The organism is Acidimicrobiales bacterium (assembly GCA_035546775.1).
In the GTDB taxonomy this organism is placed as follows: domain Bacteria; phylum Actinomycetota; class Acidimicrobiia; order Acidimicrobiales; family JACCXE01; genus JACCXE01.
Genome location: DASZWD010000057.1, coordinates 14,578 through 34,903 on the forward strand (window position 1 = coordinate 14,578; position 20,326 = coordinate 34,903).

Consider the following 20,326-nt stretch of genomic DNA (forward strand, 5'->3'; position numbering starts at 1 on the left):
AGACTACGGCACGATCAGGTGCGTGTCCCCGAACTCGTGCCACAGGTAGCCCTCGGCGAGCGACGCCGCGTAGGACGCTTCGAGCAGTTCGCGGCCGGCGATCGCTTCGAGCATGAGCAGATGTGACGCCTCGGGCTCGTGCCACCCGGTGAGCAGGCCGTCGACGACGCGCACGCCGCGTTCGGGCGTGATCACGAGATCGGTCCAGCCGTCGAAGGCAGCATCACCGGCGGTCTCGAGGGCGCGCACGACGGTGGTGCCGACGGCGATGACGCGCCCGCCTTGCTCATGCGCCAGTCGCACCAGCGCCGCCGTCGTCGGCGGCACGCGCACGTATTCGGGATACGGCGTCTCGTCGGCTTCGAGCGACGCCACGCCGGTGTGCAGCACGAGTGGCGCCACCATCACGCCCTTGGCGACGAGACGCGTAATCAGTTGCGGCGTGAACGGGCGACCCGCGCTCGGCATCTCCGCGCTGCCGGGCTCCGTGGCGTAGACGTTCTGGTACATCGCGATGGGCCACGGGCGGTCGATGTAGCGGTACCGGATCGGCCGGCCGTGCGCCGCCACCCACTCCAGCGCGGGCACGGGCAGGGCCAGTCGCGCGACGAACAGCCGGTCGCTGCCGTGATAGTTCGCCACGACGTCGAGCGACGCGCCTTCGCCGAGCTCGACGTGCGTCGGCGCCTGCTCGCCCCAGCGCTCGGCGCCCCGGCGGAACTCGACAACCCAGTCGCCCGTCGGCAGCCGCGTCGACAGGTGCACGACGACGCGCTCGCCGAGCGGGCTGAGACCGTCGAGTTCGGCGGCGATCACACCCGAGGTGTTCACCACGACGAGGTCGCCGGGCGACAGGAAGTCGGGGAGTTCACGAAACCGCGTGTGCACGAGTTCGCCCGTACTGCGGTGGGCGACCAGCATCCGCACGCCGTCGCGCGACAGCCGACGCGCTTCGGGCGGTTCGTGGGCTTCGAGCGCGGGCGGCAGGTCGAAGGCCAGCCGCGCCGTAGCGGTCGCCATCACGCCACTTCCACGAGGGCGCCGGCCTGCACGAACCCACTCGCCGGGCGGGTGTGCAGCATCCGCACGAATGCCGGCACCGCAACCGCGTCGGGCAGCGGCCGGTCGGAGATGTCCTCGCCGGGGAACGCGTCCTGGTGCATCTGCGTGCGCATGTCGCCCGGGTCGAAGCTCCACACGCGCACCGTCGGCTCCTCGGCGGCGAGGACGTTTCCGATCTGTTCGAGCGCCGCCTTCGACGCCCCGTACAGGCCCCACGTCTCGTAGGGCCGGCGCGCCGCGTCGGAGGTGATGTTGACGATCGCCGGCGCGGCGGCCCGGCGCAGTAGCGGCAGCGCCACCTGGATCAGGGCGAGCGGCGCGCCGGCGTTGGTGCGGAAGACCTCGCCGATCTGGTCGACGGGGAACTCCGCCAGCGTGGGCATGGGGGACGGGCCGAGGGTGCTGGCGTTGTTGACGAGCAGGTCGAGGCCGCCGGTGCGGGCCGCCGCGGCCACGAGCTGGTCGCGATGCACCGCGTCGGTGACGTCGCCGGGGACCGGCACCACGTTCGGGCCGAGTTGGGCGGCGGTGGCGAGGACTTCGTCGATGTTGCGGCCGTCGATGAGGACGGTCCAGCCGTCGTGGACGAGCTCGGCGGCGAGCGCCCGGCCCAGTCCTCGTGAGCCGCCGGTGATGATCGCAGTAGTCATAGCCGCAAGATAGAAGCTAAAGTGAACTTTAAGTCAAGGAGTTCGGATGGATTTGTCGATTGGGGAAGTCGCCGACCGAGCCGGCATCGCCACCTCGGCGCTGCGCTTCTACGAGCAGGAAGGCCTCATCCACGCCGACCGCAGCGACGGTGGCCAGCGCCGCTACCACCGCGACGTGCTGCGACTGATCGCGTTCATTCGCGCCGCGCAGCGCGTCGGCCTCACCCTCGACGACATCCGCGGCGCGCTCGCCACGCTGCCCGAAGGCAAGGTGCCCACCGCGGCGGACTGGTCGCGCCTGTCCAAGAGTTGGCGGCCGCTGCTCGACCGCCGCATCGAAGAGATGCAGCGCCTGCGCGACCGCCTCGACAGCTGCATCGGCTGCGGGTGCCTCTCGCTCAAGACGTGCGCGCTCTCCAACCCGAACGACGTTGCGGCAGCCGACGGTCCCGGCGCCCGCTGGCTAATCGTCGGCGACGACTGAGTCCAGGAACGCCTGTCCCCTCGGAGAGAGGCGGTAGCCGACCTTCAGGCTCTCGGTGAGTCCCAGTTCCTTGAGGCGACGCACCTTCTGCTTGAACGGCAGCCGTTCCATCCCGAGCTGCGGTGCCAGCTCGCTGCTCACGATGCCCTCGTTGTCGCGGACGAGGGCCAGGATCGGGACGGCCCACGGAAAGCGATCGACTTTGGCGCGCAGCGCGGTGAGGTCGGCGGTTTCTTCACGCAGCGCCACCCGCGGGTCGTCGCCCTCGAGGTGGAAGCGGATCCGGTACAGCGTGCCCTCCGGCCGTAGCGCGGCGATGGCCTCGGCGCGGTCGACGTGGCCAGCGCGGCGGGCGTCAGCGTCGGTGATGGCGTCCTCCGTGATGGGCTCGACGGCGTCGATGAACAGGACGCCCCCGGGCGAGCGCAGCGTGCCACCGGCCTTGACCGTCGCCCGCTTCTGGCGCCGGAACGCCACCGTAATGGAGCCATCCGCCAGGCCGGGCCAGAATCGCGCGGGAAACAACATGCCCGACTACCTCTACCACTTCAGCGAGGATCCGGCGATCGAGGTCTTCGTGCCGCGCCAGCAGTACGTATGGGCCGACGACGAGTGGCACCAGTTCGCCACTGGTTTCCCCGCGAGTGCCCGCGGGCGACGCCGCGCCGTTTCGCGAGAACCCCGAAGGCGGCGGCTGGATCACCGAGGAAACGATCACGCCCGTGGCGGTCGCGTCGGTCGGTCCGCTCGTGTAGAAACACAAAGAGGCCGGCAACGAATTTCGCATCGTTGCCGACCTCACTGCATTGTGGACTCAGGTTGTCGCGTTGCCCGACACCGACTTCAGCGGCATCCGGCTGCGCAACCTCGAGTGACTACTTCGACGCCGGCTGCGGCACGACGCGCAGGTACGGCTTCACCGCGTTCCAACCCTCAGGGAAGAGTTCCTTCGCTTCCTCGTCGGTGACGGCCGAGCCGATGACGACGTCTTCGCCCTGCTGCCAGTTCGCCGGCGTGGCGACCTTGTGCTTGGCCGTGAGCTGCAGGCTGTCGATGACGCGCAGGATCTCGTTGAAGTTGCGGCCCGTCGACGCCGGATAGGTCAGGATCAGCTTGACCTTCTTGTCCGGGCCGATGATGAACACCGAACGCACCGTGAGGGTGTCGTTGGCGTTCGGGTGGATCATGTCGTAGAGGTCGGCGACCTTGCGGTCGGGGTCCGCGATCATCGGGAAGTTGACGGCCGTGCCCTGCGTCTCTTCGATGTCCTTGGCCCAGCCTTCGTGGCTCTCGGCGCTGTCGACCGACAGACCGATCACCTTGACGCCGCGCTTGTCGAACTCCGGCTTGATCTTGGCGACGTATCCCAGCTCGGTGGTGCAGATCGGCGTGTAGTCCTTGGGGTGGCTGAAGAGCACGCCCCACGAATCGCCCAGCCAGTCGTAGAAGTTGATCGTGCCTTCCGTCGTCCCGGCCGTGAAGTCGGGGGCCTCGTCGCCCAGTCGTAATGCCATCGGTGTCTCCTGTAATCGGGGGTCGCCCACAATAACCGACTGATTTGGTCAGGAATTCCGTGGCAGCAATTAAGCGTGAGCTATCCCGCCGGCAGATCCACGTCACCATCATGCTGTACGCGTGGAGAACAAAGCGCGCCTCGGTGCGATTGCCGGCGCGCTGGCGGGACTCGGGTACGCCTTCACCGTCATCTGCGGGCGCAACCTGGCCAAGGCGCACCTCAACGTGGCCACGGTGCTGAGCATCCGCTTCGCCGTGAGCGGTGCCGTGCTCGTCGCCGTGTGTTTGATCCGCCGCATCCCGCCGCGCCCGGTGCGCGGTGAATGGCTCGGCATCTTCCTGTTGGGCGCTGTCGGCTACATGGTCGAGTCGTCGTTCTTCTTCGCGGCGATCGCGCGCGGATCGACGGCGGCGGTGTCGCTGTTGTTCTACGTCTATCCGGCGATGGTGACGGTGATCGAAGCGGTGCGGGGACGGCGCTTCCCGTCGAAGGTCGTGCTGGGCGCGCTGGGCCTGTCGATTACCGGCTCCGCGCTGGTGGCGGGCGCCGGCGGACACGTCGACATCCAGCGCATGGGCGTCGTGTTCGCGCTCTGCAGCGCCACGACGTTCGCGTCCTACGTGACGGTGGGCGCGCGGCTCACCGAAAAGTCCGACCCGATGGCGACGGGCGCGTGGGTGGCGCTGGGCGCGAGCGCGTCGTTCACCGTGCGCGCCGTCGTCGGCCCCGGTTACGCGGCGACGGCGGGCCACTGGCCGATCCTGCTCGGCAACGGCGTGGCGAACGCGCTGGCCTTCGGGATGATGTTCGCCGCGCTGGCGTTGCTGGGCCCGGCGCGGGCGTCGGTCGTGCTGACGCTCGAAGCGGTGTTCACGGTGATCCTGAGCTTCGTGATCCTCCACGAGCCGCTCGCGGGGATACAACTCGTCGGCGCCGTCGCCGTGCTCCTCGCGGCGGTAACCGTCGCCCGCTCCAGCGGCAGCGAGATCGTGGAGGAAGAAGCCGCCGTTCCCTAGTCGCGGGCGAACTGCGCGATCGACGCTGCGGTCTCGCGGCTGATGTCGGGGCACAGCATCGGCAGGATTTCGGTGCCGTGCACGGTGCCCATCACCTGGCGGCAACGGGCGTTGACCCCAGCGCCGAGCAGCAGCCGGTAGAAGTTGATGCCCTCGTCGCGCAGCGGGTCACACTCGTTCACGCTGATGACGGTCGGCGGGAGGCCGCGCACGACCTCCGCCGTGGCGAAGCCGGGCCACGCCAGCGGGTCGCGCGCCTCGAATGCCTCGATGCCATACCCCATCGCACCGTGGTTGTTGTGCAGGTCGAGCAGGATCCCGTTGTTCTCCGTCGACGACGGGTTCTGCGGCAGCGGCCATGCGCCGGCGATATAGGGACACAGGGCGTACAGGCCTTTGACGACGCCGGCGTCGCCGTCGCGCAACAGCCGCAGACCCGTCGCCAGCGTGAGGTTGCCCCCGCCGCTCTCGCCGGCGACGACGATGCGCGCCGGGTCGATGCCGAGATCGGCGGCGTTGGCCACGACCCACCGGAGCCCGGACACGCAGTCGTTCAGGCCAGCGGGGTAGGGCGCCACTTCGTCGACCGACGACGGCGACACCGAGTTGCGGAAGTCGACCATGGCCACGGCCACGCCGTTGGCCGCGATGATCTTGCCCCACGCCCGGTAGTTGCCGTCGTAACACGACAGCGCCGCCATGCCGCCGCCGTGGATGTAATAGACACACGGCTTGGGGTCGGCGCCCTCGGGTCGGATGAACCGCAGGTTGATCTTGTTGCCGTCGGGGTCAGACACGAGCTTGTGCTCGGTGATGGTGAGGCCGGCCGACGGCGCCAGGTCTTCGGTGTCGCACGCGTCCATGAAGGCGCTGAGCATCGCCCGCGTCTGGCGCGCCTGATCGGTGCTGGCGGCGTCGAGCAGTTGCTGGCGGTCGGCCACGTCGGCTTGGGGTTCCATCGTCGGGAACGCGCCCATCACTGCTTTGATGCGGGGATCGATACGCGGATCGTCACTGATGCGGGTCACGAACACGTTCTAGCGCCGTAGGGTTTGTCTATGCCGTACATCGCTTCGGACCGGTTGGTGCACGACGCCGATGCCCATGTGGTCGAGACGCCCGACTTCTTCCGCAACTACGCCGACGCCGACATTCGGGACCGCATTCCCGACGCGTACGCCATGAACGTGGCGCCGGGCGAGGCCGACATGATCGAGCAGTTCCGGCAGCGCCACGCCGACCCCGAGTTCCGGGCGCGCGACGAAGCCGAAATCATGCTGCGCAAGAACTGGAAGGCGACGGGCAGCTTCATTCCCGAAGACCGTCCGGCGGCGCTCGACATGATCGGCGTGGCGTCGCAGCTCGTGTTCAACACCTTCGCCAACGGTCAGCTCGAAAAGGCCGAACGGGCCGACGACCTCGACTACGCCTACGGCCTCGCCCGTGCGCATAACCGCGGCATGCTCGACTTCTGCTCGGTCGACAAGCGGCTGCTGCCGGTCTGTTACGTCCCGCTCGCCGACTTCGACCGCGCCGCCGCCATGGCGGGCGAGGCGATCGACGCCGGCGCCGCCGCGCTGATGATCGCGTCGTCGTGCCCCAACACGCACAGCCCGTCACACATCGCGCTCGACCCCGTGTGGGCGCAGGCGCAGGAGGCGGGCGTGCCGATCGTGTTCCACGTCGGCGGCGGCGGCACGCTGCTCAACCCCGCCTACTTCGAAAACGGCCTGCCGCCGGTGCCCGACTTCCACGGCGGCGACGGCAACTTCCGCAGCGTCAGCTACATGGCGATCCAGTACCCGGTGATGCAGACGATCTCGACGCTCGTGATCGACGGCGTGTTCGACCGCTTCCCGACACTCCAGTGGGGCGTGATCGAACAAGGCGGTTCGTGGCTACCGGGGCTCATGCGCGCCCTCGATTCGAGTGCAACGGCGTTCATCAAGAACGAGGAGCGGTTGCAGAAGCTGTCGCTCAAGCCGAGCGAGTTCCTGCGCCGCCAGTTGAAGGTCACGCCCTACCCGCACGAGGACGCCGGCTGGATTGCCGAACAGTCGGGCCCGGAGATGACGATGTTCTCCTCGGACTACCCGCACGTCGAAGGCGGGCGCAATCCGATCGGCCGCTTCGACACCTCGCTCGAGAACTGCAGCGAAGACCTCAAGCAGCGCTTCTACTGCGACAACTTCCTCGAGATGATGGGTCCGACGCTCAAGCGCCTCGGCGTTCCCTCTGCTGCATAACTACCTGCTGCTGGCCCACCAGGGCGGGTGGGACGAGATGCTCGAGTACCTCGGCGCCGCCCTGGTGTTCTGGTGGTACGTGCGCCACCGCCGCAACCGCCAGCGCCCGAAGGACTAGAGCCGCTAGCGACGCTGGCGTGCCCTGGCGATCTTCTCGGTCGCTTCTCCCAGCGCGAGACCGAGTGCGGCGAGGTCGTCGACGAGTTGGTTGCGCGTCACGTCGATGCGGCCGTCGACCCAGTCGAGGAGCACCTCGCTCATGCCGCCGAGCAGCATCGCTGCCCCGATCTGACTCACGCGCTCGCCTTCGGGCCACGCGCCTGCCGCCTCGACGGCCGCCTGCTCGAGGGCGTTGATGGCGACGATGTCGGTGGCGCGGCGATGGCGGTTGAGCGCGGCGTTGCTGACCGCCTCGACATAGAGGATGCGCGCCCGCCGGCGGTCCTCGTCGACGAAGCGCACGATGGCGTCCACCGCGATGCGCGCCACCACGATGGGGGCCATGTCCGGCGAGGCCGCCACTGCGGCTGTCGCCTCCTGGAGCCCGGTGAGCACGTGGTCGTACACGGCGATCAGCAGCGCGTCGATGTCGGCGAAGCTCTCGTAGAAGTAGCGGGCGTTCAGTTCGGCGCGCTGGCACACGGCGCGCACCGTGGTGGCCGCCGCGCCGTCGCTTCCGAGAATCTCGAAACCCGCCTGGACGAGCAGGGCGCGCCGGCGGGCGCGCCGCTCATCGGGCTCGAGGCCACTCCAGCGGACATCGCGCCGGGCGGGTTTGCTAGAAACGCGGGTTGGCAACGCCTGTTACCATAACCTAGATTTTGGATACAGGCGTTACCAATCTTTGGGAGGGTGTGTAGTGGCGAACGTCATCGTGATCGGGGGAGGCGTCGCGGGGCTGGGTTCCGCGCTGGCGCTCAACCGCGCCGGCCACCACGTCACGGTCCTCGAACGCGACCCGCTGCCGGCCACGGCCGACGCCGAAGAGGCCTTCGAAGCGCCTCGTCGCGGCGCGCCCCAGGTCCACCAAACGCACGGCTTCCTCGCCCGCATCATGGTCATCCTGCGCGACCGCTACCCCGACGTCCTCGGCAAGCTCATGGACGCCGGAGCGTTCGCCATGCCGGGCGTCGCCAACTTCGACGACGAACCGCAGCCGGGTGACGAAGACCTCAAGGTCCTGATCGTGCGGCGCACCACTTTCGAGTGGGTGCTGCGTATGGCGGTGGTGGACGAGCCGAACGTCGAAGTGCGCACGGGCGTCGCCGTCTCCGGTCTCATCGCCGGCCCCGTGGGCGTGGACGGCGTGCCCACCGTCGTCGGTGTGACGCTCGAAGACGGCACCGAGGTGCGCGGCGACCTCGTGGTGTGCGCCGGCGGGCGTCGCTCTGACGTGCCCGGTCTCCTCAAGCCGCTCGGCGTCGAGGTCCCGGAGAAGATCGTCGAGAGCGGCCTTATGTACGTGTCGCGCTGGTACTCGTGGCCGGGCGGACTCGACTTGAAGGAAGCGAAGCTCGGCGGCGACCTCGGGTTCGTGAAGTTCCTCGGCATCCCGGGCGACGCCGGCACGATGTCGGTCACCCTGGCGGTGCGCACCGACGATCACGAGCTGCGCCACGCGCTGTCGAACGAGGACAACTTCGACCGCGCCTGCGAGCTCTTGCCCGGGCCGAACCTGTTCTTCGAAAACGGCCGTCCCGAACCGCGCACCGAGGTGAAGGTGATGGGCGGCTTGCTCAACCGGCTGCGCACCTTCACCGACGATGTGGGCGAGCCGACGGTCCTCGGCTTCCACGCGGTCGGCGACGCCCACACGTGCACCAACCCGCTGTACGGCCGCGGCTGCTCGCTGGCGATGGTGCAAGCGACGTTGCTCGCCGACAGTCTCACCGAGCACGAGGGCGACGCCCGTGCCGTCGCCGCCGCCTACGAGGCAGCCTGCCGGCGTGAGGTCGAGCCTTGGTACGAGCTGTCGGTCCAGATGGACATCGCCGGCGCCGACCCGAAAGGTTGGGCGCTCGGCGGCAAGAGCGATCCCAACGAGATGAATCCGATGCGGGCGCTGTTTCTGGCGGCGCAAACCGACCCGGTCATCGGACGGGCCTTCGCCCGCTTCTTCAACCTGCTGGCGCTGCCGCAGGAGTTCATGGCCGACCCCGAGATCATGCGCCGCGTCGGCGACGTGATGATGCACCCCGAGAACTATCCCGCCCCGCCGGCGATCGAAGGCCCGTCGCGCCGCGAACTGCTGGCCGAACTACAACGCAACGAGGAGTCTGTCAATGCCTGAAGTGCCCGTCACCGAGCACATCATCGACACCAACGGCGTGCACCTGCGCGTGCTCGACGCCGGCGAGGGCCCCGCCGTCCTGCTGGCCCACGGCTTTCCCGAGTTGGCCTACTCGTGGCGTCATCAGATCGAGCCGCTGGCGCAGGCGGGCTACCGCGTGATCGTGCCCGACCAGCGCGGCTACGGCGGCTCGTCGATCCCGAGCGAGATCACCGATTACGACATCGTGCATCTCACCGACGATCTCGCCGGCGTCCTCGACGCGTTGGGCGAGAAGGACGCGGTCATCGTCGGTCATGACTGGGGTTCGTTCGTCGCCTCGCACTTCGCCCAGCTGCGCCCCGAGCACACGCGGGCGCTGGTCAACATGTCGGTGCCGCACATGCCGCGCGGTCCGCTGTCGGTGGTCGCCGGTTTGAAGATGGCGATTCCGGAGGACCAGTTCTTCTACATCCTGTACTTCCAGGATGTCGGTCCCGCCGACGAAGAGCTGGCGCGCGACCCGCGCCGCACGATGACGCGACTCCTGCTCGGCACGAAGATGACGGCCGAGTCGTCGGGCGCACTGCTCGACCCCGAGTTCAACAAAAAGGACGGGCGCGGCTTCGTCGACCGCATGCCCGAGCCGCCGGCCGAGTTGCCCGACTGGATCACGCAGGCCGAGATCGACGTCTACGTCGACACGTTCGCCAAGACCGGCTTCACCGGCGGCATCAACTGGTACCGCAACTTCCACCGCAACTGGGAGCTCACGCCCCAACTCGACGGCGTGAAGGTCGAGGTGCCGTCGTTCTTCATTGCCGGCGCGCAGGATCCCGTCATCGCCATGGGCGGTCCCACTATCGGCCACCACGCCCTCAGCGATCACCGCGGTGACGTCCTCATCGACGACGCCGGTCACTGGGTCCAGCAGGAGAAGCCCGCCGAGACCAACGCCGCTCTTATCTCGTTCCTCAACGACGTCCACGGAAAGTAGAGACACCCACTCATGCCTCAGGATCGACCCCTTCGCTTCGGTGCCTTCTTCGCACCGTTTCATCCCGTCGGCCAGAGCCCGACGCTCGCCTACGAGTACGACCTCGATCGCGCCGAGTGGCTCGACAAGTTCGGCTACGACGAGGTGTGGTTCGGTGAACATCACTCGGGTGGCTACGAGCTCATCGGCTCGCCCGAGATCTTCATCGCCGCCGCGGCGCAGCGCACCAAGAACATCAAGCTCGGCACCGGCGTGACGTCGCTGCCGTACCACCACCCGTGGCTCGTCGCCGACCGCTGGGTGCAGCTCGACCACATGACGCGCGGTCGGTGCATCTTCGGTACCGGCCCCGGCGCCCTGCCGACCGACGCCTACCAAATGGGCATCGACCCCGTCGACCAGCGCCGCATGATGGAGGAGTCGCTCGAGGCGATCTACGCGCTGTTCAACAGTGAAGAACCGGTGACGCGCGAGACCGACTGGTTCGTCATGAAGGACTGCCGCCTCCAGGTGCGGCCCTACACGTATCCGCACCCCGAGATCGCGGTGGCGGCCATGGTGACGCCGTCGGGTCCGCGACTGGCCGGTCACCACAACGCGTCGCTGCTGTCGTTGTCGATGCAGGTGGCCGACGGCTTCGCCGCGGTGGGCAAGGCGTGGGAAGTCGTGACGGAGCAGGCCGACAAGATGGGCCACACGCCCGACCGGTCGTCGTGGCGCATCCTCGGCACGATGCACATCGCGGAGACGCGGGAGCAGGCCATCGACGACTGCCTCTACGGCCTGCGGCAGTTCGCCAACTACTTCGGCGGGGGCGCCGGCTTCGTGCCCCTCGCCGAGAAGGTCGACGGCGACACGTCCGAGCGCGACTTCGTCGAGGCGTATGCCGCCTCGCCGAGTTGCGTGATCGGCACGCCCGACGACGCCATCGAGTACATCGAGGGTCTCATCGAGCAGTCGGGCGGCTTCGGCACGTTCCTCATGCTCGGCCACGACTGGGCGTCGCCCGAACGCACCCAGAACTGCTACCGCCTCTTCGCCGAGAAGGTCATGCCCCACTTCCAGGGCCAGCTCGGCGCGCCGCGCACGTCGCACGACTGGGCCACCAACAAGCGCAACGAACTGTTCGGCCGCGCCGGCCAGGCGATGATGAACGCCATCCAGAGCCACGTGCAGGAGAAGGAAGAAGAGAAGGCGGCGCCGCCGCAGGCGAGCAACGGCAAGGCGACGAACGGCAAAGCCAAGAAGGCGCCGGCGAAGAAGAAGGTCGCCAAGTAATGCGCGCCGCGGCACTGAAGTCCGGGACGATCTACGTCAACGACCACGCGCCCGATCCCGTTCCCCAGACCGGCGACGTGCTCGTCGAGGTCTGCGCCTGTGGCATCTGCGGCTCAGACCTGCACTTCGCCAAGCACGGCGCGTCGATGATGGCGCTGGGCAAGGAGATGAAGGGCATGGGCCCGATGGCCGAGCTCGGCAGCCCGACGGTCGACCTCGACCAGGACGTGTGGATGGGCCACGAGTTCTCGGCACGCGTGCTCGAGGCGGGCCCCGACACGCAGACGTTCAAGGAAGGCACCATCGTCACGTCGATTCCGATCCTCTTGGGCGGCCCGACGATGATCCGTCCGATCGTCTACTCGAACGAAGTCATGGGCGGGTACGCCGAGCGCATGATCCTGTCCGCCCCGATGCTGATCGAGGTGCCCAACGGCCTCGACCCGAAGCTCGCGGCGCTGACCGAGCCGATGGCCGTCGGCATGCACGGCGTCAATCGATCCGGCATCAAGCCGGGCGAAGGCGCGCTGGTGTTGGGCTGCGGTCCCGTCGGCCTGGCGATCATCGCCGGTCTCAAGGTGAAGGGGATCGAGACGATCATCGCGGCTGACTTCTCGCCGAAGCGCCGCGAGATGGCGGTGACCATGGGGGCGACCGAAGCCGTCGACCCGAACGTCGAGACGTCGTGGGACGCGTGGAATCGCGCCGGCGGCGGCAAGCAGCTGCACGTGTTCGAGGCGATCGGTGTGCCCGGCATCCTCAACAACATCCTGCAGTGGGCGCCGCCGCGCACGAAGGTGACCGTCGTCGGGGTGTGCATGGAGCCCGACACGGTGATGCCGTTCTTCGCCATCACCAAGGAAATCGACATGCAGTTCTGCCTCGGCTACGACCCGATGGAGTTCGCCGGTTCACTCCGCTCGATCGCCGAGGGCGAGATCGACGTGAAGCCGATGATCACCCGCGAGGTCGGCCTCGACGGCGTCGCTGGCGCCTTCGCGTCGCTCGGCGACCCCGAGCAGGACTGCAAGATCCTGGTGGTGCCCAACCCGTAGTCAGTGACGGTGGTGATGCTGGTCCCACCACCACGTCGTCGACGTGGTGGTGGTCGCATCGTCGTAGATCGTCGTCGAGGTGGTCGGGCGGCGGTGCCACGTGGTGCTCGACGTCGTCGACGACGACGGACCGGGGTGACGTTGCCACGTCGTTGTCGTGGTCTCCGGCACGAGGACTTCGCCGGACCAGAAACTCGTCTCGGCGCGGGCGCCGGCCCACGACATTGAGATGTGCACGTGGTTGGTGTGCGGGTTGTCGCCGTCGTAGGGACGCCAGCCCTGATTGGCGTCGTACGCGCCCCAGATCTGGTGGTTCCAGATCACGTACATGATCCCCATCCGGCGGGCGAGGGCGAACGGATGGCCCTGCGCGTCAGTGGCGAAGAGCGCGTTGAGGAAGTCGTTCACCGCGGCGACGTCCGCCGCGTTGCCGACCTCCGCGCCCCAGTCAAAGGCGCGTCCTTCCTTGTGCTCGCTCTGGCCTCCGACATCGCAGCTGCGGCTGATGCCAAGGCTGCTAGTGGACGGGTATCGCGCCAGCAGCAGGTCGCGCAGCGCCACCGTCCCCGGCTTCGGCGTGGGGTCGCACGTCGACTGCGCTTCGTACCGGGCGAAACCTTCGATCTCAGTGCCGGTGTACTTCCCGACGAACGGCGTGCCGAGGGGCAATCCCGACGGCGGCGGCTTCGGTCGGGTGTCGGTCCGGTTGGTGTCGTCCTTGCCGTCGCCCTTCGGCCGCGGCTTGACCGCGACGCGCGTCGTCGTGGGTGCAGCGGTGACGGTCGTCGTCGGAGCAGGAACCACGATGGCGGCTGCGGCGTCGGTCAGCGGGATCGTCGCGACCGGCCCGGTAGCGGCGACGGCAGGCGCCCCCAGCGTCGGTCGCTCCGAGCGCGCGGTCAATCCAACAGTGATTGAGCCTGCCGCGGCCACGACAGCGAGGAATGCACGGGCACGCGACATCGCCGCGCTCCCATCGACCGGCGTTGATCCGGGGTTGAGCCCTGTTGGGTTTTAGGCGGGCGACAGGCTCACTCCGTCGCGCGCAGCAGCACCGACTGCGATCTCGTGGACGTGGGGGTCGACCGTGGGTTCATGATCCCCTCCGGGTCGAATGCGGCTTTGATGCGGGCGCGCAGCGCTTGCTCTTCGGGTGACTGGGCGAGGTCGAGCCAGCGCAGCTTCGCGCGGCCGATGCCGTGCTCGGCGCTGATGCTGCCGCCGAACTGGACGACGAGTCGCAGGACGGTGTCGTCGACGGTGTCGTCGTCGGGCGCGGGCCCGAGCACGTTCACGTGGATCGCCGCTTCGCCGGCATGGCCGAAGGCGATGACGGTCGCGTCGCCGACGACGGCGGGCAGGGCGTCGAGGAAGTCGGCGACGGTGCCGGGCGGTACCGCGATGTCGAGCTTGTGCGGGATCCCGGCGCGGCTGATCGCGTCCGTGTGCAACTCGCGGTAGCGCCACAGCGCGGCGCGGCGCGCTGCGTCCGTAGCGACGGCCACGTCGGCGACGCCGCCGAGGGTGTCGGCCGCCGCGGCCAGCGCGGGCGTGGGGTCGCTGGTGTCCGCGGCTTCGACGAGCACGTAGCCGCCGTCGACGTCAGCGAACGGCGGTGCCAGGCCGAAGGCGTCACAGACCAGCCGCACGCCGTCGTCGAAGAACAGCTCGATCGACTCGGCGGCCGGCAACGAGCGGCGCAGCGACTCGGCGGCAACGCACGCGTCACGATGGCTATCGAAGCGCAGGAGCGCAGTCGCGCGTTCGGGCTGCGGTGCGACCAAACGCAGCCGGGCGCGGGTGACGACGCCGAGCGTGCCTTCGCTGCCGCACAGCAGCGACGGCAGGTGGTAGCCGGTGTTGTCGCGCAGCGTGCCGGACAGATCGGTGACGACTTCGCCGGCGCCGGTCACGAACTCCACACCGACGAGTTGGCGGCGCGTGTCGCCGTAGCGCAACACCCGCAGCCCACCGGCGTTGGTGGCGATGTTGCCGCCGATCGTCGCCGAGTCGCGCGCCGCGATGTCGACGCCGTAGCCCCATCCAGCGGCGCGCGCCGCGGCCTGCACCGCCGACAGCGTCGCGCCGGCGCCAACGGTCACTTGGCCGGCGAGCGCGTCGACAGGATCGATCGTCGTCAGCCGTTCGAGGCTCAGCACGATGCTGCCGCCGTCGGGCACCGCTCCACCGACGAGGCCGGTGTTGCCGCCCTGGGGCACGATGGCGACGCCGTTGTCGCGACACAGCGCCACGATCGCCGCCACCTCGTTCGTGGTCGCAGGCCGCACCACGGCGAGGGCGGTTCCGCGGAATCGCCCCGTCCAGTCGACGACGTAGCGCTCCATGGCCTCCGGATCGTCGAGGGCGTTGGCCGCGCCGACGACGTCGCGCAGCGCGTCGATCACGGCAGGTGCGAACCGACGACGCGGCGCACGTCGCGCAGCGCCGCGTCCGGGTCGGTGGCGCTGAAGACGACGCGGTCGTAGCGGCCGCCGGAACACTCGATGACGACGACGGGCCGGCCGGTTCCGACGACGAGGAACGCCCGCGTGTCCTTGGAATGAAACCGCCCGAGTTTGGGCTTGCCCCGCAGTTCGTCGTCTGGGTCAGCGAACAGGTCGACGGACTTGATCCGCAGCGCGGGAATTCGCACCGACGACCGCAGCGCCCACAGCTTGGCCATTCCGACGGGTACGACGCGCACGGCGTCGTCGCCGACCTCGACGCGTGCCACGGCGCGACCGCCGACCGGCACGGGTTACTCCTCGGAGTAGAGCTGCGAACCCGACGCCACGAACTCCTCGGCCTTCTGCTTGAGACCGAGTTGCACCTGTTCCGCTGTGCCCACTCCGTGGGAGGAGGCGTACTCGCGCACGTCCTGGCTGATGCGCATCGAGCAGAACTTCGGACCGCACATCGAGCAGAAGTGCGCCGTCTTGGCCGCCTCGGCGGGCAGCGTCTCGTCGTGCATCGAGCGCGCCGTGTCGGGGTCGAGCGACAGGTTGAACTGGTCCTGCCACCGGAACTCGAAGCGCGCCTTTGACAGTGCGTTGTCGCGCTCTTGCGCCCGCGGATGCCCCTTGGCGAGATCCGCGGCGTGCGCTGCGATCTTGTAGGCGATCACGCCGTCCTTCACGTCGTCGCGATCGGGCAGCCCGAGGTGCTCCTTGGGCGTGACGTAACACAGCATCGCGGTGCCGTACCAGCCGATCATCGCCGCGCCGATTGCGGAGGTGATGTGGTCATAGCCGGGAGCGATATCGGTGGTGAGAGGGCCGAGTGTGTAGAAGGGCGCCTCGTGGCACAGCTCCAGCTGAAGGTCCATGTTCTCCTTGATCTTGTGCATCGGCACGTGACCGGGACCCTCGATCATCACCTGCACGTCGCGCCGCCACGCGACTTCGGTGAGCTCGCCGAGCGTCGACAATTCGGCGAGTTGCGCTTCGTCGTTGGCATCGGCGATCGAGCCCGGACGCAGGCCGTCGCCCAGCGAGAAGGCGATGTCGTAGGCGGCGAAGATCTCGCACAGCTCGTCGAAATGCGTGTAGAGAAAGTTCTCTTCGTGATGCGCCAGGCACCACGCGGCGAGGATCGAACCGCCGCGCGACACGATGCCGGTCACGCGCTTCGCCGTCATCGGCACGTAGCGCAGCAGCACGCCGGCGTGGATCGTCATGTAGTCGACGCCCTGTTCGGCCTGCTCGACGATCGTGTCGCGGAACACCTCCCACGTGAGATCCTCGGCGACGCCGTTGACCTTCTCGAGCGCCTGGTAGATCGGCACCGTGCCGATGGGGACGGGCGAGTTGCGCAGGATCCATTCACGCGTGGTGTGGATGCCCTGGCCCGTCGACAGGTCCATCACCGTGTCGGCGCCCCACGTGGTGGCCCACGTCAGTTTGTCGACTTCCTCTTCGACCGACGACGCGACCGCGCTGTTGCCGATGTTGGCGTTGATCTTGACGAGGAAGTTGCGCCCGATCGCCATCGGCTCGGACTCGGGGTGGTTGATGTTCGACGGGATGATGGCGCGCCCGCTCGCCACCTCGTCGCGCACGAACTCGCCGCTGACGCCTTCGCGCACGGCGACGAATTCCATCTCGGGCGTGATCTCGCCGCGTCGGGCGTAGTGCATTTGCGTCACCGTGTGGCCGGGCGCGGCGCGCCGGATTACGGGCGCGGGCCCGTGCCACGGGGTGACAGGTTTGCTGCCGCGGCCGTCGTCACGCGACTGGATGGCGCGGCCGTCGACAATCTCGGTGTCGCCGCGGCCTTCGATCCACGCGGCGCGCAGCGCCGGCAGCCCGACGGTCGGCTCGCTCCCGGGACCCGACGTGTCGTAGATGGCGAACGTGGTCCCGTCGGTCAGGTCGACCTCGCGCACCGGTACGCGCACCGACGCATCCTTCGGCGAAACGATGTAGCTGCGGCGCCGTCCGTCGGTGGCTGTCATGCGGCCAACCTACCCGCCCAAACGCTCACGTAATTCCGCCATTTCGGTCTCGAGGGCGGCGACGCGTGCTTCCAACTCGTCCAACCGGGTGTCGGATTGCGCCCCAGAGGGGCGCAATCCGCGTACGGGTTCGGGTACTCGCTCGGGAACGGGGCCGAGAAGGTGGATCCAGCGGTCCTGCGACTGTCCCGGACCGCGGCCGACATTGCGGACCAGCGGTTCGTCCTTGCCCGCCAGCCGGTCGAGAATCGATCCCACGGTGTCGGGCGGCTCCCAGTCCGCCAGCCGTTCGGTGCGGCTCTTCAACTCGTTCTCGGTCTGGGCGCCACGCAACATGAGCACCGCCAGCAGCGCCAGCTCCTCCTTGATCAGCGTGATCTGTTCGTCGAGACGGTGGCCGTAGCGGTCCACCGAGCGCCCGTGCGAAGGCAGCACCGTGCGCAGGAGTTGGCGGTCCTTCAAGCGCAGCAGCGTCTCTTTCACCTCGGACTCGGCGTAGCTCGTGACCGGCTCGCGCGACGTCGTCTGGTTGCACCCAGCCACGAGGGCCGAGAGGGTGAGGGGGTAGTACTGCGGCGTCGCCAACTGCTTTTCGATCAGCGTGCCGAGAACCCGCTGCTCTTCCGCGTCGAGGTCGAACATGACCTCACGGTTTAGTACCCCGAAACCGCGGCGGTGGTCGTCGTCGACGCCGACTTCATCACCGGGCTGCTGTCAGCGCCGGCGATGTGCCAGATACCGCCGATGCCCTGTCCGTTCGTGTCGCCCGCCGCGGTGTCGCCGCTGAACCGGTACAGGGGCCAGCCGCCGTAGGTGTACTGGTTCGCGGCGTTGTGCCCCAGCAAAGACGCGTCGAGCCCGTCGCCCGCGCCCGCGCCGTCCGAGGTCGTGAGTGCCGGCCAGTTGGCGGCGCAGCCGCCGGTGCACGCGGAGGCGGGCTTGGTCGACGCGTCCTTGTCGAAGACGTACAGCGTGTGGCCGTCGCCGTCGGTGAGGATCTTGCCGTACTGGTCCGTCGGCTGAAGCGCCACCGCGAGTTTTGCGGCGGTCTTGGTGTTCGTGGACCCCTTCACCGCGGTGTCGTTGGTCTTCCCGTTCGAACCACAGGCCGCCAAAGCGAGGGCGAGCGCCGCAGCACCGATGAACATGCGCGTTGTCATGTCTTGTTCTACGAAGGAATTCGCCGCGCGGTTTGCCAGACTGGGCGCAATGGGCGGCGGCGACGAAGAGATTGTTTGGCGTGGACCGCTCGCAGGCTTCCTGCGACCGATGTCCGTGGCGTATTTCCGCCAGGCGGCATTCATCACCGCGATCCTCTACGCCCTCGGTGGGTTGGCCAGCGTCCCGATCGCCTTCAACCTGTTGTCAGTGGACGGCGCGCGGCCGGTGGCGATGCGCTTCACCGTGGCGGCCGCACTCGGCGCCGGTCTCCTGCTCAAGCCGGTGCTCGACCGGGTACCCGACCAACGTCTGCCCTCGCTCGGGCCACCGATCATCTTCTTCTCCGTCTTCATGGCGGTCATCGTCGTCACCAACGCGCTAATCGCGTCTGGACCGCACCTGGGAGTCGTGGCGGTGTACTTCGTCGAGACACCGCTGTTGTGCTTCGTGTTTGTCCAGCGACGGTGGGCAATCGCTGCGACCGTGGGCGCCATGGTGGGATACGGCGTGGGTCTGTTCTTCGTCGACGCCGTGGCGCCGGTGCAGCAGTTGTTCACGGTGCTGTCGTCGGCGGTGGCGAGTTCGGTACTCGTCGGCACGATGGCCACGCGGGTCGACGACTCGCGCCGCGAGGAGGTGCGCGCCAAGGCCGAACTCGCCGACCTCAACTCCCACCTCGAACAGCGCGTCGCCGACCAGGTCGACGAACTGGAGCGCGCCGGCCGGCTGCGGCGGTTCCTGTCGCCCCAGATCGCCGACGTGGTCACGTCCGAAGGTGCCGACGCCATGCTGGCGCCGCACCGCCGGTCGATCGCGGCGTTCTTCGTGGACCTCCGTGGTTTCACCGGCTTCACCAACAGCGTGACGGCGGAGCGCGTGATGCGCGTGCTCGACGAGTACTACGACGCCGTCGGCTCGGTGCTCGACGAGCACGGCGCGACCATCGGTGGCTTCGACGGCGACGGCGTGTTCGCCTACCTCGGTGATCCGGTCCCCCATCCCGACGCGGCGCGGGCGGCCGTCTCGATGGCCCAACAGGTCGCGCAGTCCCTCGACCGGCTCACCGCCGAGTGGTCGGGTGACGGCGGCACCGTCGGATACGGCATCGGTCTCGCGTACGGAGAGGCGACGCTCGGCCTCGTCGGGTTCGCCGGGCGCGCCGACTACACGCCCGTCGGTGCCGTCGTGAACATGGCGGCGCGCTTGTGCTCGGAAGCCACGCACGGCGAGATCGTGATCGACGAGGCGTTGCGTGCGGCTGCCCACCTCGAAGGTGAACTACAGCGTCGCGACGACGTCGACCTCAAAGGCTTTGGTCTCACCGCCACCTATACGGTGCACCACTGATGGCCGTGGTCTGGACGTGCCCGAACTGCAAGCGCACGTTCGGCAAGACGAATCAGGGTCACCTGTGCGCGCCCGCGATGACCGAGGACGAGTACTTCGCAACGGGTCCGGCGTTCGAGCGGCCGATCTACGAAGAAGTGAAGGCGTTGCTCGTCGCCGCCGATCGTGACGTGCGCATCGAGTACGTCTCGGTTGGCGTGTTCTTCAAGAAGAAGACGAACTTCGCCGAACTCCGGCCGCTGACCAAGTGGTCGAAGCTCATCTTCAAACTGCCGCGTGACTTCGATCACCCGTCGATCACCAAGAAATGGCCGAGCCCGTCGCGCACCTACTACGAGATGCGGCTCCACTCGCCCGCGGATGTCACCGACGAAGTCCGCGGCTGGCTCGCCGAAGCGGCCGCCGAAGACGTCTAACGAACGAGCTGCACGAGCGACTTGGGGGCGACGGTGCAGTACGCGTCTTCGATGATGACAGCGATCTCGTCCCAGTCGACCTTGCCCTCGAGACGCACGCCGACCCATCCGCGGTGGCCGACGTAGGCCGGTCGGTAGTAGCGCTTCGGGTCGGCGGCGATCATCGCCTCCTGCGCACCGGGAGGCGCGGCGCACCACATGCCGAAGATGCCGTCGCCATGGTGATTGTGGTGCACCGTGACGAACGTCTTCTTGTCGCGGATGAAGTACGTCGGCGCGCCGTGCGACAGCCGCTCGTTGACCTCGGGCAGTTCGAGGCACAGCGCCCGCACCTTGTCGTAAATCTTCTTCGTCTGAGCGTCGGTCGCCATACGGC

The 20,326-nt window shown here is 68.3% G+C and carries 22 protein-coding genes; 9 read left to right on the forward strand and 13 right to left on the reverse strand.

Translation table 11 applies throughout. The features are described 5' to 3' along the window. Positions 1-3: 3 nt before the first annotated feature. Together VHC63_14030 and VHC63_14035 are read right to left on the reverse strand one after the other, a co-directional pair. Positions 4-1,020 (reverse strand): S-adenosylmethionine:tRNA ribosyltransferase-isomerase, encoded by a 1,017-nt coding sequence (locus VHC63_14030; protein ID HVV37725.1) that lies wholly within the window; start codon positions 1,018-1,020, stop codon positions 4-6. After that, entirely contained in the window at positions 1,020-1,712 is a 693-nt protein-coding gene (locus tag VHC63_14035) for an SDR family NAD(P)-dependent oxidoreductase (protein HVV37726.1), read from the reverse strand. Before VHC63_14035 ends, VHC63_14030 begins: the two co-directional genes overlap by 1 nt. 46 nt (positions 1,713-1,758) lie before the next feature. On the opposite strand from VHC63_14035, the gene soxR reads away from it, so the two are divergent. Next, positions 1,759-2,196 carry a redox-sensitive transcriptional activator SoxR gene (gene soxR / locus VHC63_14040; GenBank protein ID HVV37727.1) on the forward strand — a complete coding sequence of 146 codons (438 nt, stop codon included), beginning with the start codon at positions 1,759-1,761 and terminating at the stop codon, positions 2,194-2,196. On the opposite strand, the gene VHC63_14045 is transcribed toward soxR, so the two are convergent. Next, on the reverse strand, positions 2,176-2,724 hold the full coding sequence (locus VHC63_14045; GenBank protein ID HVV37728.1) for a hypothetical protein: 549 nt from the start codon (positions 2,722-2,724) through the stop codon (positions 2,176-2,178). The genes soxR and VHC63_14045 overlap by 21 nt on opposite strands. A gap of 347 nt (positions 2,725-3,071) precedes the next feature. Next, the gene (locus tag VHC63_14050; protein HVV37729.1) at positions 3,072-3,710 is read right to left on the reverse strand and encodes a peroxiredoxin; all 639 of its coding nucleotides are present in this window, start codon (positions 3,708-3,710) and stop codon (positions 3,072-3,074) included. A gap of 121 nt (positions 3,711-3,831) precedes the next feature. Here VHC63_14050 and VHC63_14055 point away from each other — a divergent pair, with 121 nt between their 5' ends. Beyond that, positions 3,832-4,728, forward strand: coding sequence for a DMT family transporter (locus VHC63_14055; protein ID HVV37730.1), 897 nt, complete (start codon positions 3,832-3,834; stop codon positions 4,726-4,728). Here the strand turns inward: VHC63_14055 and VHC63_14060 are convergent. Then, positions 4,725-5,756 carry an alpha/beta hydrolase gene (locus VHC63_14060; protein ID HVV37731.1) on the reverse strand — a complete coding sequence of 344 codons (1,032 nt, stop codon included), beginning with the start codon at positions 5,754-5,756 and terminating at the stop codon, positions 4,725-4,727. The genes VHC63_14055 and VHC63_14060 overlap by 4 nt on opposite strands. A gap of 30 nt (positions 5,757-5,786) precedes the next feature. On the opposite strand from VHC63_14060, the gene VHC63_14065 reads away from it, so the two are divergent. Continuing rightward, positions 5,787-6,974, forward strand: a complete 1,188-nt coding sequence (locus tag VHC63_14065; protein ID HVV37732.1) for an amidohydrolase family protein — start codon at positions 5,787-5,789, stop codon at positions 6,972-6,974. A 123-nt stretch (positions 6,975-7,097) separates the two neighbouring features. Here the strand turns inward: VHC63_14065 and VHC63_14070 are convergent, their stop codons facing one another. Then, on the reverse strand, positions 7,098-7,772 hold the full coding sequence (locus VHC63_14070) for a TetR family transcriptional regulator (protein HVV37733.1): 675 nt from the start codon (positions 7,770-7,772) through the stop codon (positions 7,098-7,100). Positions 7,773-7,833: 61 nt separating this feature from the next. Here VHC63_14070 and VHC63_14075 point away from each other — a divergent pair, with 61 nt between their 5' ends. The 4 genes from VHC63_14075 to VHC63_14090 are packed head-to-tail and all read left to right on the forward strand — an operon-like array spanning position 7,834 to position 12,573. Further along, a complete protein-coding gene (locus VHC63_14075) occupies positions 7,834-9,264 on the forward strand; it encodes an FAD-dependent oxidoreductase (GenBank protein ID HVV37734.1) in 1,431 nt (476 codons plus the stop codon). Further along, positions 9,257-10,240 carry an alpha/beta hydrolase gene (locus tag VHC63_14080; protein HVV37735.1) on the forward strand — a complete coding sequence of 328 codons (984 nt, stop codon included), beginning with the start codon at positions 9,257-9,259 and terminating at the stop codon, positions 10,238-10,240. The genes VHC63_14075 and VHC63_14080 overlap by 8 nt, the downstream gene beginning before the upstream one ends. Positions 10,241-10,252: 12 nt before the next feature. After that, positions 10,253-11,518: an LLM class flavin-dependent oxidoreductase gene (locus tag VHC63_14085; protein ID HVV37736.1), complete on the forward strand. Its 1,266-nt coding sequence runs from the start codon at positions 10,253-10,255 to the stop codon at positions 11,516-11,518. After that, on the forward strand, positions 11,518-12,573 hold the full coding sequence (locus VHC63_14090) for a zinc-binding dehydrogenase (protein HVV37737.1): 1,056 nt from the start codon (positions 11,518-11,520) through the stop codon (positions 12,571-12,573). The genes VHC63_14085 and VHC63_14090 overlap by 1 nt, the downstream gene beginning before the upstream one ends. Here the strand turns inward: VHC63_14090 and VHC63_14095 are convergent, their stop codons facing one another. The 6 genes from VHC63_14095 to VHC63_14120 form a co-directional block, all read right to left on the reverse strand. Further along, positions 12,574-13,476 (reverse strand): hypothetical protein, encoded by a 903-nt coding sequence (locus VHC63_14095; GenBank protein ID HVV37738.1) that lies wholly within the window; start codon positions 13,474-13,476, stop codon positions 12,574-12,576. Positions 13,477-13,604: 128 nt separating this feature from the next. After that, on the reverse strand, positions 13,605-14,978 hold the full coding sequence (locus tag VHC63_14100; protein ID HVV37739.1) for an FAD-binding oxidoreductase: 1,374 nt from the start codon (positions 14,976-14,978) through the stop codon (positions 13,605-13,607). Continuing rightward, positions 14,975-15,328: a hypothetical protein gene (locus VHC63_14105; GenBank protein ID HVV37740.1), complete on the reverse strand. Its 354-nt coding sequence runs from the start codon at positions 15,326-15,328 to the stop codon at positions 14,975-14,977. Before VHC63_14105 ends, VHC63_14100 begins: the two co-directional genes overlap by 4 nt. 3 nt (positions 15,329-15,331) lie before the next feature. Beyond that, positions 15,332-17,026, reverse strand: coding sequence for a phosphomethylpyrimidine synthase ThiC (gene thiC, locus VHC63_14110; GenBank protein HVV37741.1), 1,695 nt, complete (start codon positions 17,024-17,026; stop codon positions 15,332-15,334). Positions 17,027-17,035: 9 nt separating this feature from the next. Beyond that, complete coding sequence (locus tag VHC63_14115; GenBank protein HVV37742.1) at positions 17,036-17,668, reverse strand: DUF480 domain-containing protein; 633 nt, start codon at positions 17,666-17,668, stop codon at positions 17,036-17,038. Positions 17,669-17,679: 11 nt separating this feature from the next. Beyond that, complete coding sequence (locus VHC63_14120; protein ID HVV37743.1) at positions 17,680-18,186, reverse strand: hypothetical protein; 507 nt, start codon at positions 18,184-18,186, stop codon at positions 17,680-17,682. A gap of 109 nt (positions 18,187-18,295) precedes the next feature. Between VHC63_14120 and VHC63_14125 the strand changes: the two genes are divergently transcribed. Beyond that, entirely contained in the window at positions 18,296-19,534 is a 1,239-nt protein-coding gene (locus VHC63_14125) for an adenylate/guanylate cyclase domain-containing protein (protein HVV37744.1), read from the forward strand. Beyond that, the gene (locus tag VHC63_14130) at positions 19,534-19,950 is read left to right on the forward strand and encodes a DUF5655 domain-containing protein (GenBank protein HVV37745.1); all 417 of its coding nucleotides are present in this window, start codon (positions 19,534-19,536) and stop codon (positions 19,948-19,950) included. Before VHC63_14125 ends, VHC63_14130 begins: the two co-directional genes overlap by 1 nt. Here the strand turns inward: VHC63_14130 and VHC63_14135 are convergent. After that, the gene (locus VHC63_14135) at positions 19,947-20,321 is read right to left on the reverse strand and encodes an MmcQ/YjbR family DNA-binding protein (protein ID HVV37746.1); all 375 of its coding nucleotides are present in this window, start codon (positions 20,319-20,321) and stop codon (positions 19,947-19,949) included. The genes VHC63_14130 and VHC63_14135 overlap by 4 nt on opposite strands. Positions 20,322-20,326: the final 5 nt, after the last annotated feature.

Excerpts from the sequence above, each read along its gene's own strand:
- VHC63_14050 (HVV37729.1), bottom strand. The coding sequence starts at position 3,710 with ATGGCATTACGACTGGGCGACGAGGCCCCCGACTTCACGGCCGGGACG.
- VHC63_14125 (HVV37744.1), top strand. The coding sequence starts at position 18,296 with ATGTCCGTGGCGTATTTCCGCCAGGCGGCATTCATCACCGCGATCCTC.
- VHC63_14130 (HVV37745.1), top strand. The coding sequence starts at position 19,534 with ATGGCCGTGGTCTGGACGTGCCCGAACTGCAAGCGCACGTTCGGCAAG.
- VHC63_14080 (HVV37735.1), top strand. The coding sequence starts at position 9,257 with ATGCCTGAAGTGCCCGTCACCGAGCACATCATCGACACCAACGGCGTG.
- VHC63_14120 (HVV37743.1), bottom strand. The coding sequence starts at position 18,186 with ATGACAACGCGCATGTTCATCGGTGCTGCGGCGCTCGCCCTCGCTTTG.
- thiC (HVV37741.1), bottom strand. The coding sequence starts at position 17,026 with ATGACAGCCACCGACGGACGGCGCCGCAGCTACATCGTTTCGCCGAAG.
- VHC63_14065 (HVV37732.1), top strand. The coding sequence starts at position 5,787 with ATGCCGTACATCGCTTCGGACCGGTTGGTGCACGACGCCGATGCCCAT.
- VHC63_14035 (HVV37726.1), bottom strand. The coding sequence starts at position 1,712 with ATGACTACTGCGATCATCACCGGCGGCTCACGAGGACTGGGCCGGGCG.
- VHC63_14030 (HVV37725.1), bottom strand. The coding sequence starts at position 1,020 with ATGGCGACCGCTACGGCGCGGCTGGCCTTCGACCTGCCGCCCGCGCTC.
- VHC63_14115 (HVV37742.1), bottom strand. The coding sequence starts at position 17,668 with ATGTTCGACCTCGACGCGGAAGAGCAGCGGGTTCTCGGCACGCTGATC.
- VHC63_14045 (HVV37728.1), bottom strand. The coding sequence starts at position 2,724 with ATGTTGTTTCCCGCGCGATTCTGGCCCGGCCTGGCGGATGGCTCCATT.
- VHC63_14135 (HVV37746.1), bottom strand. The coding sequence starts at position 20,321 with ATGGCGACCGACGCTCAGACGAAGAAGATTTACGACAAGGTGCGGGCG.
- VHC63_14085 (HVV37736.1), top strand. The coding sequence starts at position 10,253 with ATGCCTCAGGATCGACCCCTTCGCTTCGGTGCCTTCTTCGCACCGTTT.
- soxR (HVV37727.1), top strand. The coding sequence starts at position 1,759 with ATGGATTTGTCGATTGGGGAAGTCGCCGACCGAGCCGGCATCGCCACC.
- VHC63_14090 (HVV37737.1), top strand. The coding sequence starts at position 11,518 with ATGCGCGCCGCGGCACTGAAGTCCGGGACGATCTACGTCAACGACCAC.